Origin of the sequence: Flavobacterium cyclinae (assembly GCF_021172145.1) — a bacterium.
Lineage (GTDB): Bacteria > Bacteroidota > Bacteroidia > Flavobacteriales > Flavobacteriaceae > Flavobacterium > Flavobacterium cyclinae.
The window spans coordinates 2,803,916-2,818,205 of sequence record NZ_CP089095.1; the positions used below are offsets into that span (position 1 = coordinate 2,803,916).

At 32.9% G+C, this 14,290-nt stretch carries 15 protein-coding genes; 8 read left to right on the plus strand and 7 right to left on the minus strand.

Annotation, left to right across the window (positions count from 1 at the left end):
* Positions 1-68: 68 nt before the first annotated feature.
* Together LOS86_RS12760 and LOS86_RS12765 are read right to left on the minus strand one after the other, a co-directional pair.
* A complete protein-coding gene (locus LOS86_RS12760; RefSeq protein ID WP_231842457.1) occupies positions 69-1,046 on the minus strand; it encodes a ribonucleotide-diphosphate reductase subunit beta in 978 nt (325 codons plus the stop codon).
* Positions 1,047-1,313: 267 nt separating this feature from the next.
* The gene (locus LOS86_RS12765) at positions 1,314-1,880 is read right to left on the minus strand and encodes a DUF3109 family protein (protein WP_026725987.1); all 567 of its coding nucleotides are present in this window, start codon (positions 1,878-1,880) and stop codon (positions 1,314-1,316) included.
* A gap of 352 nt (positions 1,881-2,232) precedes the next feature.
* Between LOS86_RS12765 and LOS86_RS12770 the strand changes: the two genes are divergently transcribed.
* From LOS86_RS12770 to LOS86_RS12780, 3 genes are read left to right on the plus strand one after another with little or no spacing between them, the layout of a single operon-like run.
* Entirely contained in the window at positions 2,233-2,814 is a 582-nt protein-coding gene (locus LOS86_RS12770; RefSeq protein WP_231842458.1) for a MarC family protein, read from the plus strand.
* Between the two features lie 11 nt (positions 2,815-2,825).
* Positions 2,826-3,023, plus strand: a complete 198-nt coding sequence (locus LOS86_RS12775) for a hypothetical protein (RefSeq protein WP_231842459.1) — start codon at positions 2,826-2,828, stop codon at positions 3,021-3,023.
* Complete coding sequence (locus LOS86_RS12780; RefSeq protein WP_231842460.1) at positions 3,023-3,631, plus strand: FAD-dependent oxidoreductase; 609 nt, start codon at positions 3,023-3,025, stop codon at positions 3,629-3,631. The genes LOS86_RS12775 and LOS86_RS12780 overlap by 1 nt, the downstream gene beginning before the upstream one ends.
* Before the next feature lie 2 nt (positions 3,632-3,633).
* Here the strand turns inward: LOS86_RS12780 and LOS86_RS12785 are convergent, their stop codons facing one another.
* The 4 genes from LOS86_RS12785 to LOS86_RS12800 are packed head-to-tail and all read right to left on the minus strand — an operon-like array spanning position 3,634 to position 6,753.
* Positions 3,634-4,149: a hypothetical protein gene (locus LOS86_RS12785; RefSeq protein WP_231842461.1), complete on the minus strand. Its 516-nt coding sequence runs from the start codon at positions 4,147-4,149 to the stop codon at positions 3,634-3,636.
* A gap of 12 nt (positions 4,150-4,161) precedes the next feature.
* Entirely contained in the window at positions 4,162-5,730 is a 1,569-nt protein-coding gene (locus LOS86_RS12790) for a S41 family peptidase (RefSeq protein WP_231842462.1), read from the minus strand.
* Between the two features lies 1 nt (position 5,731).
* On the minus strand, positions 5,732-6,160 hold the full coding sequence (locus LOS86_RS12795) for a deoxycytidylate deaminase (RefSeq protein WP_231842463.1): 429 nt from the start codon (positions 6,158-6,160) through the stop codon (positions 5,732-5,734).
* Positions 6,161-6,162: 2 nt separating this feature from the next.
* Positions 6,163-6,753 (minus strand): HupE/UreJ family protein, encoded by a 591-nt coding sequence (locus LOS86_RS12800; protein ID WP_231842464.1) that lies wholly within the window; start codon positions 6,751-6,753, stop codon positions 6,163-6,165.
* Positions 6,754-6,889: 136 nt separating this feature from the next.
* Here LOS86_RS12800 and LOS86_RS12805 point away from each other — a divergent pair, with 136 nt between their 5' ends.
* A complete protein-coding gene (locus tag LOS86_RS12805; protein WP_231842465.1) occupies positions 6,890-7,321 on the plus strand; it encodes a tellurite resistance TerB family protein in 432 nt (143 codons plus the stop codon).
* Positions 7,322-7,396: 75 nt separating this feature from the next.
* Here the strand turns inward: LOS86_RS12805 and fbp are convergent, their stop codons facing one another.
* Positions 7,397-8,404, minus strand: a complete 1,008-nt coding sequence (fbp, locus tag LOS86_RS12810) for a class 1 fructose-bisphosphatase (protein ID WP_231843946.1) — start codon at positions 8,402-8,404, stop codon at positions 7,397-7,399.
* Positions 8,405-8,519: 115 nt separating this feature from the next.
* Between fbp and LOS86_RS12815 the strand changes: the two genes are divergently transcribed.
* The 4 genes from LOS86_RS12815 (at position 8,520) to LOS86_RS12830 (ending at position 14,258) form a co-directional block, all read left to right on the plus strand.
* Positions 8,520-8,993 (plus strand): GNAT family N-acetyltransferase, encoded by a 474-nt coding sequence (locus LOS86_RS12815; RefSeq protein WP_231842466.1) that lies wholly within the window; start codon positions 8,520-8,522, stop codon positions 8,991-8,993.
* A gap of 69 nt (positions 8,994-9,062) precedes the next feature.
* The gene (locus tag LOS86_RS12820; RefSeq protein WP_231842467.1) at positions 9,063-10,316 is read left to right on the plus strand and encodes an aspartate kinase; all 1,254 of its coding nucleotides are present in this window, start codon (positions 9,063-9,065) and stop codon (positions 10,314-10,316) included.
* A gap of 69 nt (positions 10,317-10,385) precedes the next feature.
* Positions 10,386-10,730: a hypothetical protein gene (locus LOS86_RS12825; protein WP_231842468.1), complete on the plus strand. Its 345-nt coding sequence runs from the start codon at positions 10,386-10,388 to the stop codon at positions 10,728-10,730.
* 123 nt (positions 10,731-10,853) lie between these two features.
* The gene (locus LOS86_RS12830; RefSeq protein WP_231842469.1) at positions 10,854-14,258 is read left to right on the plus strand and encodes a DUF8818 domain-containing protein; all 3,405 of its coding nucleotides are present in this window, start codon (positions 10,854-10,856) and stop codon (positions 14,256-14,258) included.
* Positions 14,259-14,290 lie beyond the last annotated feature (32 nt).

The following is a 14,290-nucleotide window of genomic DNA, read 5'->3' on the forward strand; positions in this document are numbered from 1 at the left end:
CGGTTAGTATTTATTGATTTAAGCGCAAGTCTCCCGACATTTTATAGCACTCTATATTTTATTTATTATTAAAAATCAGCGTCGAAACTAATTTTATTGGAATCCGCATCTGAATTCATAACGCCTGCTTTTTGATATTCCGCTACTCGCTTTTCAAAGAAATTCGTTTTTCCTTGTAACGAAATCATATCCATAAAATCGAATGGGTTAGATGAGTTGTATACTCTATCGCATCCTAATTCTACCAATAATCTATCCGTTACGAATTCTAAATATTGCGTCATTAAAGTTGCATTCATTCCAATCAAACTAACTGGAAGCGATTCCGTAATGAATTTTCTTTCAATATTTAAAGCATCTACGATAATTTCTGTGATTCTTTCTTTTGGAACTTTATTTACCACATGATGCGTGTGTAAATGAACCGCAAAATCACAATGCATTCCTTCGTCACGAGAAATCAATTCGTTTGAGAAGGTTAATCCTGGCATTAATCCACGTTTTTTTAACCAATAAATCGAACAGAACGAACCTGAGAAGAAAATTCCTTCTACTGCTGCGAAAGCAATTAATCGTTCAGCAAACGAATCCGATTCAATCCAACGCAATGCCCATTGTGCTTTCTCTTTAATTGCAGGAAAGACCTCAATTGCATGGAATAATTGATTTTTCTCTGCTTCGTCTTTCACATACGTATCAATTAACAATGAATACGTTTCACTGTGAATATTCTCCATCATGATTTGGAAACCATAGAAGAATTTAGCTTCTGGATATTGCACTTCGTTAACGAAATTTTCCGCTAAGTTTTCGTTTACAATTCCGTCAGAAGCCGCGAAGAATGCTAAAATATGTTTGATGAAATATTTTTCGTCATCATTTAATTTATTGTTCCAATCGTTTAAATCTTGATGCAAATCAATTTCTTCTGCTGTCCAAATACACGCTTCTTGTTTTTTGTACCATTCCCAAATATCTTGGTGTTTGATAGGAAAAATTACAAATCGATCTTTGTTTTCTTGCAAAATAGGTTCCACTATAGACATAGCTATTTGATTTTAAAAGTGTTAATGATTGGTTAAATTGACTTATTTGGGGATTACAAAGTTTGTCATTTGAAACGAGAAATGAAAGTCAAACTTATTCACAATTGGAGCAAGTTTTTAACAAAGCTGATTATTGTCAGTAAATTAATATAGGTTTTTAAAATACTGAAAACCAATGAGTTAAAAACCAATAAAACAACTGTTAAAACCTTGTAAGCAACTGAAAAATAAGTGACTCACGAGTGTTTTTAATCGATAAAAATGAGATTATTTTTTCAACTCTTTTGCCACTTTGTCTAATTCGTCAAACCATTGTTGTCCGAATTTTCTAACTAGTGCTTCTTTCACAAATTGGTACACCGGAACTCCTAATTCTTGTCCTAACGAACAAGCGTCATCGCAAATATGCCATTTGTGATAATTCACCGCCGCAAAGTCCGAATATTCTTTGATTCGGATAGGATATAAATGACAAGAAACTGGTTTTTTCCAATCTACAATTCCTTGATTGTAGGCTTGCTCGATTCCACAAAGTGCCGTTTTTCCATCAAAAATTACGTAAGCACAGTCTTTTCCATCGATAAGAGGTGTTTCTAATTCACCAAAATCAGAAACTACATGCGTTCCTTGTTCTTCAATGGCTTTAATTCCTTCTGGACGAAGAAAGGGTTTCACTTTTGGAAAAATTTCAGCTAAAATTTTGGTTTCTTCCTCATCTAAAGGAGCACCCGCATCTCCATCCACACAACAAGCACCTTGACAAGCTGACAAATTGCAAACGAATTCTTTTTCTAAGATTTCTTCGGAAACGATGGTTTTATTTAACTGAAACATATTGGTATATTTTAAAGTACAAAGATACGATTTTGAATTCAGAATTTAGAAATAAGAGTTTAGAAGTTTGGAACACAGATTTAAGAAATTGGAGAAATAGCTATAATTTTTACACAGAGCTATACGGAGTTTTTTTGAATTTGATTGCGTTAAAAAGAACTACACCGAGACGTTTTACTTTTTATTTGCGTTCTTTGCGTAAAACTTTGCGTCTTTGCGTTTAAATCTTCACATTGCTTTGAATTTGAACTTGATATTGAAATTGTCATTGAACTTGATATGATAATGTATCGTTAAATTAGAAACGTTCTTTGTTCATTATCCTTATATTTGCACAAATATTCAGCGTTTTATGGAATTCGGAATTAATTGGAAAGACATTTTTACCATCAGCATGATTTTATTTGCTGTGATTGATATTGTGGGAAGTATTCCAATTATTGTGGATTTACGCAGTAAAATGGGCCATATTCAATCCGAAAAAGCGACTATTGTGGCGGCGGTGATTATGATTGCCTTTTTATTTGTTGGTGAAGAAATACTAAAATTAATTGGTATTGATGCGAATTCGTTTGCGGTTGCGGGTTCGTTTGTCTTGTTTTTCCTTGCCTTAGAAATGATTTTAGGCATTCGATTATATAAAGAAGACAATCCAAGCACGGCTTCCATTGTTCCAATTGCGTTTCCATTGATTGCTGGTGCTGGAACGATGACTACCATTTTATCGCTTCGTGCTGCATATAAAGAAATAAACATTATAATAGCCATTATCATAAATGTTGTTGTTGTGTATGGTGTTTTAAAATCATCGGGCAAAATTGAACGCTTACTTGGAACTAACGGATTAGGCATAATTCGTAAAGTTTTTGGCGTAATCTTGCTTGCAATTGCAGTAAAATTATTTGCTGCCAATGTTAAAGGATTATTTAATTAGAAAATAATAAAATGAAAATTTTTACCTACGTGGCAGTTGCCATCGCTTTAGTTTTAATTGTTTTTAATCTTTTTCAAATTGATTACAGCAATCCGTTTGAAGGAAATAGCACCATTGCTATTATTGGTGTTGTGGCTGGAATTTGCGCAATTCTATTACTAGTCTTATTGCGTTTTTCAAAAATGATTGAAGAAAAAACCAAACAATAATGCTAGATGTTTTAATTATTGGCGCTGGTGTTTCTGGCGTTTCATGTGCTTTGGTTTTGGGTTCGGCTCAAAACAAACCGTTTGCAATGGATAAAAAGATTGCCATTGTGGCGCACCAAAAAGCCTCTTCGTTACAAAATGCCATTTTTAATAACGCTTACGGAATTCCAGCAGGGAAATTAGGTAGTGAATTATTAGTTGAAAGTTTGGAACATTTGACCAACTTGTATCCACACGTGCAACAAATTCATGGCGAAAAAGTGCTTTCCATTTCAGGTGAAGCTGGAAATTTCACTGTTACTACCAACAAATCTTCGCTTCAAGCTAAAATTGTAGTGATTGCAATTGGTGCGGGAACTCCTTTTACGATTGAAGGGTTAGCTAATTTTATTGTACCTCATCAAAAAATTCCAGCAGTAAAAAACAGAATCCAATTAAAAAATACCGACCATTTAGTTACAGAAGGTATTTACGCAGCAGGAGTTTTAGCCGGACATAGAAGTCAGTTAAGTATCGCCGCCGGAAGTGGTGCTTCGGTAGCAACGGATATTTTAACGTTGTGGAATAATGGAAATCCTGTGCAGGTTCATGATGCTTTGGGGAAATAGCTTTATTCGTCTGAATCGTCTTCTTCATCGTCAAAATTCATTCCTTCTAAAAAATCATCCCAATTAATTGGGTCTTGATATTCATTTGGGTCTGGCGGAATAGCTCCCGGTGGATTGAACAATTCCCATTCGTCCCAATAATAATTACTTTTGTCAAAATTAGCTACCCAATTGATAAACAATTCTCTGAATTCGTCGATTTCTTTACGAATCAATGTAACATAATCGGTATCTTTAAAAGAATCGTGAAATCGCAAACTTCCAACTTGCACATATAAATGCATAGCATGGTCTCTGATGATAGCCGCATTTTGCATTCGAATACTATACATATCTCCACCTTCGGCACCCGCAATTTTAGCACAAATTATCGCAGCATCATCTCGCATCATATATTTTGTGGCATTCAAATACTCATCTTCTTCACTAATGGTATTTAAAAGACTGTTTACCAAATCTAAAATTAATTCAGCTTTTCTATAAATTGGCAAATCAAATAATTTATCTTTTCTACTCATTTTATAATAATTTTACTTACCCAACACCTTATTCACCATATTGTCTTTCTTTAAAATCAATTGGTAATAGGCATTTTCATTAAAAAGTTGGCGCGTAAATTCTGCTTGAAGATAGAACAATACTTTTTCTTTCTGAGTATCCAAATTGAAGAGCAAACCGCCTTTTGCCATGTAAGTCTTGAAATCATTAAAATAATTTCCAGAACGTAATTCTTTTCCCAAGGCTTCCATCGAGATTTTTTCAAACTTTTTGCGGTTTTGATCCAATTGTTCAAACACAAAATAATTCATTAATCCTGATTGCAATAATATGGTTAAACCTTCTGAGCCATGTGTATCTTCAAGCGGCACAAAAACATCGGGCATAATACCGCCTCCTCCATAAACAATGCGACCTTCCTTGGTTTTAAATTTCAAACTATCAGCAATCTTGACTTTTTCTTTTTCATACAATTCACCACTTTTAAAACGTTTATCAAATTCGTTAAAGTAGTTATCGGCTTTATCTTCATACGGTTTTTGAATCGAACGTCCTGATGGCGTATAGTATCTTGCAATGGTTAACCTAACAGCAGAACCATCACCTAAAGGCATTTCGCGTTGGACTAAACCTTTTCCAAACGAACGTCTTCCGTAAACTAAACCTCTGTCGTTATCTTGAATGGCACCTGCTAAAATTTCGCTAGCTGAAGCACTGTTTTCATTGATTAAAATAGATACTTTACCCGATTCAAAAATGCCATTTTCAGAGGCAAACGTACTTTCTATTTTATCTTTTTTATTTTTTGTTTTAACGATTAACTCTTTATTCTTCAAAAACTCATCTGCAATTTTTATTGCCGAATCTAGATAACCACCACCGTTATCGCGCAAATCAATAATGATATGATTTGCACCTTCTTTTTTCAATTGGGTTAAACCCGATAAAAATTCGTCATAGGTTTTTTCAGCAAAGCGATTGATTTTAATATAACCTGTAGTTTTATCCAACATTTGAACGGCATCTACGCTTTTAATTGGAATAACATCACGAGTTACATTGACTGCAAATTTTTTATTTTCCGATTTTCTATAAACCGTTAACTTTACATTAGAACCTTGTTCGCCTTTTAAGATGGAAAACAAGGAATCTGTAGGTAACTTTTTATTGTACAATTGCAATTTATTAGCAAAAAGAATTCGGTCGCCCGATTTTAAACCTGCTTTTTCCGAAGGTCCTTTCGCAATGGGTTTTATAACCGCTAAAGAATCGTTGTACATGTAGAAATTAATCCCAATTCCCACAAAATCGCCACGCATTTCTTGTTCTACAACTTCTAATTGACTTTTGGGAATATAAACTGAATGCGGATCGAGTTTTTCGAGAATTCCGTTTACTGTTAAATCTACAATCGAGTCGGTATTTAAACTGTCTACATATTCTTTTTCGATGAAATCGATGAGTTTATTGAGCTTGTTTTTGTTGGCATTTCGGCTCAAAAAAGCATTTTCGGTTGAAGGATTGAGTTTACTTCCCAATAACAATCCGACCGCAACAGCTACTGCGATTACTATTGGAAAATATACTTTATTCATTCTCATTTTAGCTCAAATCTTCCATTAATTCCACTTCTACTCCAGCTTTTCTTAAAAAATCGACCCCTGAAGTGTCTTTGTATTCTTGATGATACACCACTCTTTTGATTCCTGATTGGTGAATTAACTTACTACAATCTTTACAAGGTGAAAGTGTAATGTATAAAGTAGCGTCTTCACAAGATTGCGTAGAACGAGCTACTTTTAAAATAGCATTCGCTTCGGCATGAAGCACATACCATTTGGTCATATTGTCTTCGTCTTCGCAACAATTTTCAAATCCCGATGGAGTTCCATTGTACCCATCAGAAATAATCATTTTATCTTTTACAATAATGGCACCAACTTTTTTTCGTTGGCAATAGGATAAATTTCCCCATTCTTTGGCAATTCGCAAATACGCTTTATCGTATTTTTCTTTTTTTTCTTTTTTCATTATCAATTCCAAATTTCGCTTTCCAAAATCATTGGCAAAACTACACCAATTATAAATGCTGACATAACTAAAGCCCAATCTCTTTTTGAAAATCGGAAAAAAGTTTGCACTACATACGAAAGGATTAAGACAACAAGAACTACTATTATTTGTGCCGCTTCTATACCTAATGCAAATTCTAAAAGTGGCAATAATTTATCCGAAGCAGTTCCAGGTAATATGGTTTTAAAGTAATTTGAAAAACCTAATCCGTGAATGATTCCGAAAAACAATGTTACAATTGCTACAAAAGTGATACTTTCATTTTTTGACGATTTCCCAGCGGTAAAAAGATGAAAAACAGCCGTAATTAAAATGGTAATTGGAATTAAAAATTCGACTAAACTAGCTCGAATTTGTACTACTCCATACACCGATAAAAGCAATGCCAAAGTATGTCCTAATGTAAAAAGAGAGACTAGTATAAATACTTTTTTCCAATCTTTAAAAGCATAAGGCACCACTAACGCCATTAAAAACAAAACATGATCATAGGCATGGATATCTAAAACATGCTTTAGACCAATATTGAAATACATCCAAAATTCCGACATAACATTATCTATTTTGTAAATTCAAACTTACGATTAATTTTTATTATGTGTAGCATTTATTAGTCATAAAAGCACATGAAATTGTTATAAAAATGGAATTTTTGTTTAATTTTGCGCTAATAAAAAAATAAACAACATGTCAATTTCAGATTTATTCGATAGTGGTTTTAGAAATAGAAACAAAGGTCATTTTTCAGCCATTGTAAGAGTAGCTTTATCAGACGGAACTATTACACCGCACGAAAAGCAATTCTTAGACAAATTAGCTATCAAATTAGAAATTTCTCAAGCTGAATATGAAGAAATTTTAGAAAACCCATTAAAATACCCTGTTAATCCTCCATTAATGCATTTGCACCGTTTAGAGCGTTTATACGATTTAGCCAGAATGGTATATGCAGATGAAGTATTAGGTGAAAAACAACAAGATTTACTTACTCGTTTTGCATTAGCTTTAGGATTTACAGCAGGAAACGTAGGTTATATTGTGGACAAAGCATTAAAATTAGTAGAAATGAATGTGGATTTAGACACTTTCACTTACGAAATGCAACACATGAACAGATAATTCAAACTGTTTTAAAATAGAAAAGCACAAATTCTAAATGAGTTTGTGCTTTTTTGTTTTTAATATCTGATGAATTTACTTCGCTTTCGCCATAAATTCTTCTGCTTTTTCTACCATGTTTTTACTACCACAGAAAAATGGTACACGTTGGTGTAATTCGGTTGGTTGAATTTCCATGATTCTTTTGTAACCATCTGAAGCTTTTCCGCCTGCTTGTTCGGCTATAAACGCCATAGGATTGCATTCGTATAACAAACGTAATTTTCCGTTAGGTGCTTTTGAGCTGGTTGGATATAAGTAAATCCCTCCTTTAATCATGTTTCTATGAAAATCAGAAACTAAACTTCCGATGTATCTTGACGTATAAGGTCTATCCCCTTCTTCTAACTGGCAATATTTGATGTAATCTTTTACACCTTGAGGAAAATGAACATAATTTCCTTCGTTAATTGAGTAAATTTTACCATCATCCGAATATTTCATGTTAGGATGTGATAAATAAAATGTTCCGATAGCAGGATTTAAAGTAAAACCGTTTACGCCATCACCAGTAGTGTAAACTAACATGGTTGAAGTTCCATAAATTACATAACCTGCCGCTACTTGATTAACTCCTGGTTGTAAAAAATCTTCTAAAGTTACTGGAGTTCCAACAGGTGTAATTCTTCTAAAAACGGAAAAAATTGTTCCAACTGAAACATTCACATCAATATTTGAAGATCCATCTAAAGGATCCATCAAAACCACATATTTATTGTTGTGTGAATTATCAGAACCAGCAACTGTAATAAAATCATCATTTTCTTCCGAAGCAATTCCGCAAACAATTTCACGATTAATTAAAGTCTGAATGAAAACTTCATTTGCGTAAACGTCTAATTTTTGTTGGTCTTCGCCTTGAACATTTTGTTCTCCTGCTGCTCCTACGATATCGACTAACCCTGCTTTGTTAACTTTGTAATTAACCACTTTTGCAGCTAATCTAATGGAGTTAATGATACGTGATAATTCTCCTGTTGAGTACTGAAACGAATTTTGGTGTTCGATAATAAATTCGCCTAATGTTCTATTTCTTTCTTCCATTACGAAATCGATGTAGTTGTGTTTGTGGCACAAATATCGTGATTTTTGTTAAAAGAATATATTAATTTGAAAAGATGTTTAAGTTAATTTTACTTTTGCAAAAAGTTTTACAACAATGAACATAAGAAAAGCCACAAAAAACGATATGCCTCTGGTATTAGAATTGATTCAGGAATTAGCTGTTTTTGAAAAAGAACCTGATGCTGTTGTGGTAACAGTTGATGATTTAGTTCGTGATGGTTTTTCAGAAAATCCACTTTTTCAATGTTTTGTTGCGGAAGTTGATGGTGAGATTATTGGAATGGCTTTGTACTATTATCGTTATTCTACTTGGAAAGGAAAAACAATTCATTTAGAAGATTTAATTGTAAAAGAAAATAAGAGAGGAACCGGTGCCGGATTTGCACTTTACAAAGAAATCATCAAACAAGGAAAAGCCGAAAATGTTCGCAGAATCGAATGGAATGTTTTAGATTGGAACACACCAGCCATTGATTTCTATGAAAAATCGGGTGCTAAAGTATTAGACGATTGGCGTGTGGTGCATATGGATGAAACAGGAATAGAACGATTTTTGATTAAAGAGTAACGATTTAAGATTTTTGAAATAAATACTAATTGATACATTGGCTAATTGCCATATTGACTAATTGAACTCATGAAAATATTCAAATTTGGAGGTGCATCAGTTAAAGATGCTGAAGGCGTAAAAAACGTATTACATGTTTTAAATACTGTTGGACACGAAGATGTTTTGTTGGTTATTTCTGCAATGGGAAAAACCACTAATGCATTAGAAGTGGTAATCAAAAATTACTTTGAAAAATCGAAGGAATTGCACGCCTCGCTTCAGGAAGTTCGAAAGTATCACAACCAAATTTTATTAGACTTATTTGAAGACGAAGAACACGATGTGTTTTTTGATGTAAACGCTCATTTTGACGATTTAGAATATTTTATTCGCAGTAATAAATCACCAAATTACAATTTTGTGTATGATCAAGTGGTGAGTATTGGAGAATTAGTTTCTACAACAATTGTGAGTCATTATTTTAATTCACAAGGCTTATTTAACCATTGGATAGATGTGCGACCATTGATTAAAACAGATAACAACTACCGTGACGGACAAGTAGATTGGGAAACCACGCAAAAATTGATTTCAAAAGGCGTAAAAAAGAAAGTTTTAAACATCACACAAGGATTTTTGGGATCTGATGAGAATAATTTTACCACAACTTTAGGTCGTGAAGGCTCGGATTATACGGCTGCGATTTTTGCGTATTGTTTAGGTGCGGAAAGTGTTACCATTTGGAAAGACGTTCCAGGAGTTTTAAATGCCGATCCAAGATATTTTGAAAATGCGGTTTTGTTGAACCAAATTTCGTACAGAGAAGCCATTGAGTTAGCTTTTTACGGAGCTTCGGTAATTCACCCAAAAACCTTGCAACCTTTACAAAAAAAGGAAATTCCGTTATTTGTAAAATCGTTTGTTAATCCAACATTGCCTGGAACAAGTGTTTCAAGAGGTGCCGATTTAATTCCGCAAACTTCTTGTTTTATTGTTAAGAAAAACCAATTGTTATTATCGTTATCATCTATTGATTTTGATTTTATCATGGAAAATCATATTAGTGAGATTTTTGGATTGTTTTCAAAATATAAAATCAAAGTAAACTTAATTCAAAACACCGCAATTAGTTTTTCGGTTTGTATAGAAGACAAGTACAACACTTTTGAAGAATTGCGAAAAGTATTAGCAAAAAAATTCAAAGTTTCCTACAACGAAAATGTATCGCTTTACACCATCAGACATTTTGATGAGAATGCAGCAAAAGTAGTAGAAACGAATAAAACTATATTACTACGCCAGATTTCAAGAGAAACAATGCAAGTGATTACGAAGGAGTAGTTTTAATGTGGCAATTAGACAATTAGCCGATGTGCCAATTTCATAACGTTTCCAAAAATAAGAGTGGTAATGAGTTTAGAAAAATTATTAAATATTCCGAAAGAATTGAATTCAAATCCAAATTTATCAGTTTATAATTTGGTTAAAGAATATTATTTTGATGATTTTTCTGAATTACTTGTGTATGAATATTTAATTAAAAACAATTCAACACATAATAATTGGTTGTTGTTTTGTGAAGATAAACGAACAGTTGAGGGTTGGGTTTTTGAAAAGAATTTCTTTTTTTACAATGTTTATCATTTGAACAATAGAAATGGTAAATCGAATTTAAAACGTTTTACAAACAAAGACAAAGCATTTAGTTATTATATTTATAATGAGAAAATTTCTATCTACAAAACAAATAGTTAAAATAATTTACCGCAGATTCGCAGATTGCTATTTAAAAAAATCTGTGAATCTGCGGTTCAAACAAAATCATTCCTTTTTTCCAACAATAAATACTACTTTTGAAGATTCGGAGTTATAGTATTTATGCAAAAAATTGTTTTTTTAGTGGGATTTGTATTATGTTTTTTGGGCGGTTTTGCTCAGGAAACGTTACAATCGTATCCAACTAAAAAAATTGCATTTTCAAAAGATACGATTTCGATTGAAAAATTCAGCTTAAATAATTCCTTTTTTGAAATCAAAGACAAAAATGGAAAAGTCATTGACACCAGTTTTTACAAGGTAAATTTTCAAAAAGGAACGGTAATTTTCATCAAAGAAATCAATACTTCTGATTCACTAATCGTTAGTTATTCAAAATTTCCAGCGTTTCTAACCAAAACGTATTCTATTTATGATGACGACAAAGTGGTTTCAAACGAAGCGGGAAAACTGGTCGTTTTCAAAAGAGACAAAAACACCAAATTCAAACCTTTCGACGGATTGAACACTTCGGGAAGTATAACACGTGGTGTAACCATTGGAAACAATCAAAACACGGTGGTGAATTCGAATTTAGATTTGCAAATCACAGGAAAAATTTCGGACAAAGTGAGTTTGCGAGCATCAATTCAAGACAGTAATATTCCGTTGCAAGAAGGCGGTTACTCGCAAAAACTGGATGAATTTGACCAAATTTTCATCGAATTATTTTCGGATAAATGGAACATTCGCGCTGGTGATTTATTTTTGGAAAACAGAAAATCATCATTCTTAAATTTCAACAAAAAAGTACAAGGTTTAGCAACGCGCTTCACCTTTGGAACACATGATAAAAAAACGGAAGTCATTGCTTCTGGAGCTTTGGTACGCGGACAATATGCAAGAAGTACTTTTATAGGCCAAGAAGGCAATCAAGGGCCGTATAAATTGCGCGGAAATAATAACGAATTGTATGTTTTGGTTATTTCAGGTTCGGAACGCGTTTATGTCAACGGAATTTTAAAAACTCGTGGCGAAAACAATGATTATATCATTGATTACAATGCCGGAGAAATCATTTTCACTTCGTTATTTCCGATTACTTCAGAAATGCGAATCAACGTGGAATATCAATATACCGATAGAAATTTTACTCGATTTATTACGTATGGTGGCATTTCGCATGAGCGAGAAAATTGGGAAATTGGTGGTTTTGTCTATTCAGAAAGCGATGTGAAAAATCAACCATTGCAACAAAATTTATCAACGGAACAAATTGCCATTTTGCAAAATGCTGGTGATGATATTTCGCAAATGAATGGACCATCTGCTTATTTAGATTCGTATTCTGAAAATAAAATTTTATATCGAAAAGTATTGATTGGTGGCGTTGAAGTTTTTGAATATTCAAACAATCCAAATGACGAATTATACAATGTCCGATTTTCATTAGTTGGAGATAATCTTGGAAATTACATTTTAGCAAACAATCAAGCCGTTGGAAAAATTTATGAATATGTAGCGCCAATAGCTGGAATTCCACAAGGAAATTACGAACCTATTATTCGATTGATTGCGCCTACAAAAATTCAAATGGCAACGGTTTTAGGAAAATACAATCCAAGCGAGAAAACACTTTTAGATTTTGAAGTAGCCTTGAGCAATAGCGACCAAAATTTATATTCCAATTTAGATGACGACAACAACAAAGGATTTGCTGGGAAATTCAATGGAAAGCAACGTGTTTTTGATGGAAAAACCAAAATAGATGCCTATGCAAATTTTCAATTGATACAAGAAAATTTTAAACCTATTGAACGCTTGTTTAACATCGAATTTAATCGGGATTGGAATATAACTGCTCCATTACTAGGCAATCAAAGTTTTTTGACTTCGGGATTGGATTTTAATTTCAACAACAAAGGAAAAGCTTTGTATCAATTTGAAAATTTAGCTTTTGGCGATACTTTTTCGGGAAATAGGCATACTTTTTCAGGAAGATATAGCACAAAAAACTGGATGATTTGGAGTCAATCAAGTGCCATGAAAAGTGATTCTGAAATTGCCAATTCTTCCTTTTCAAGAAGTCAAAATCGTTCGTCCTATAGATTAGGTAAAAACTGGATTGGGGGAACGGTGAATTTAGAAGATAATTCAGAAAAATTAAAAGCAACAAATGCGTTTTCGGCCTTGAGCCAACGCTTTTTAGAATATGGCGCTTTTGTAGGAAGAGGTGATTCAACAAAAGTTTATGTGGAATTGGGATTTTTACAACGTCAGAATGATAGTTTGCAAAACAACCGAATTGAACGTGTAAATCATTCGAATTCGTATTATTTGAAATCACAATTAATAAAAACCGAAAAAAGCAATTTGAGTGTGTTTTTGAATTATCGTGATTTGAAATATAAAGATAGTAACATAGAAAACGAACCATCGTTGAATTCCCGAATTTTGTATTCTGATAGGTATTTTGGGCAAATACTTCAAACTACTACGGCTTATGAAACCAGTTCTGGAACGATTGCCCAACAAGAATTTACTTATTTACAAGTAGAACCAGGACAAGGTGTTTATATGTGGAACGACTACAATGGAAACGGAATTCAAGAATTGCAAGAGTTTGAAATTGCTCCTTTTCCTGATTTAGCGATTTACGTTCGCGTGTTTTTACCGAATCAAGTTTTTGTTAGAACCCATCAAAATAAATTTTCTCAAGCATTAAATTTAAATTTTAATCAATGGCAAAATGAAAAAGGTTTGAAAAAATTTGCATCTTATTTTAATAATCAAACTTCGTTTTTAATAGAACGACGAATTAAGAGAGAAGGTTCAAATTTCGATTTGAATCCGTTTTCAAAAAATGATGATGAGTTAATTGGTTTGAACACGAATTTTAGAAATAGTTTGTTTTTTAATCGTGGGAAGCAATATCATTCTACTACTTATTCCTTTTTAATCAATGAAAGTCAAAATTTGCTTTCTGTGGGAAGTGTAGCAGTTAAAAATCAAGCGCATCAATTGCAATACCAACATTTGGTAAAGAAAAGTTGGTTGTTTAATTTTTCAGGAAGTAAAACGTTTTCAAAATCGAATTCTGAGAATTATCCGAATCGAAATTTCGAAATTGAAAGCTTTCAATTAGCTCCAAAAATTGGTTATTTATTCTCTAAAAATGCGAGTTGGGATATTTTTTATGAATACCAACAAAAAGAAAACAAAATTGGCGCTTTTGAAACTCTAGAACAAACCCGATTAGGAACTTCATTTACTGTAAATAGTGAAAAAGGATTTAGTTTAAATGGGGAATTTTCAATGTTCCAAAATACATTTAATGGTAATGCTTTATCAGCCGTAGGATTTCAAATGTTAGAAGGCTTGCAACCCGGAAAAAATCAAACTTGGCGTTTACTTTTACAAAAGAACTTAACACAATATTTAGATATAAATATTAACTATCAAGGCCGAAATAGTGAAACAAGCAAAACGATACATACAGGAAACGTACAATTGCGAGCGTTTTTTTAGTTAATATTTAGAATAATTCTACATTTCTGCTT

Excerpts from the sequence above, each read along its gene's own strand:
- LOS86_RS12805 (WP_231842465.1), top strand. The coding sequence starts at position 6,890 with ATGTCAATTTCAGATTTATTCGATAGTGGTTTTAGAAATAGAAACAAA.
- fbp (WP_231843946.1), bottom strand. The coding sequence starts at position 8,404 with ATGGAAGAAAGAAATAGAACATTAGGCGAATTTATTATCGAACACCAA.
- LOS86_RS12780 (WP_231842460.1), top strand. The coding sequence starts at position 3,023 with ATGCTAGATGTTTTAATTATTGGCGCTGGTGTTTCTGGCGTTTCATGT.
- LOS86_RS12770 (WP_231842458.1), top strand. The coding sequence starts at position 2,233 with ATGGAATTCGGAATTAATTGGAAAGACATTTTTACCATCAGCATGATT.
- LOS86_RS12815 (WP_231842466.1), top strand. The coding sequence starts at position 8,520 with ATGAACATAAGAAAAGCCACAAAAAACGATATGCCTCTGGTATTAGAA.
- LOS86_RS12765 (WP_026725987.1), bottom strand. The coding sequence starts at position 1,880 with ATGTTTCAGTTAAATAAAACCATCGTTTCCGAAGAAATCTTAGAAAAA.
- LOS86_RS12790 (WP_231842462.1), bottom strand. The coding sequence starts at position 5,730 with ATGAGAATGAATAAAGTATATTTTCCAATAGTAATCGCAGTAGCTGTT.
- LOS86_RS12830 (WP_231842469.1), top strand. The coding sequence starts at position 10,854 with ATGCAAAAAATTGTTTTTTTAGTGGGATTTGTATTATGTTTTTTGGGC.
- LOS86_RS12785 (WP_231842461.1), bottom strand. The coding sequence starts at position 4,149 with ATGAGTAGAAAAGATAAATTATTTGATTTGCCAATTTATAGAAAAGCT.
- LOS86_RS12820 (WP_231842467.1), top strand. The coding sequence starts at position 9,063 with ATGAAAATATTCAAATTTGGAGGTGCATCAGTTAAAGATGCTGAAGGC.
- LOS86_RS12775 (WP_231842459.1), top strand. The coding sequence starts at position 2,826 with ATGAAAATTTTTACCTACGTGGCAGTTGCCATCGCTTTAGTTTTAATT.
- LOS86_RS12795 (WP_231842463.1), bottom strand. The coding sequence starts at position 6,160 with ATGAAAAAAGAAAAAAAAGAAAAATACGATAAAGCGTATTTGCGAATT.
- LOS86_RS12825 (WP_231842468.1), top strand. The coding sequence starts at position 10,386 with ATGAGTTTAGAAAAATTATTAAATATTCCGAAAGAATTGAATTCAAAT.
- LOS86_RS12800 (WP_231842464.1), bottom strand. The coding sequence starts at position 6,753 with ATGTCGGAATTTTGGATGTATTTCAATATTGGTCTAAAGCATGTTTTA.
- LOS86_RS12760 (WP_231842457.1), bottom strand. The coding sequence starts at position 1,046 with ATGTCTATAGTGGAACCTATTTTGCAAGAAAACAAAGATCGATTTGTA.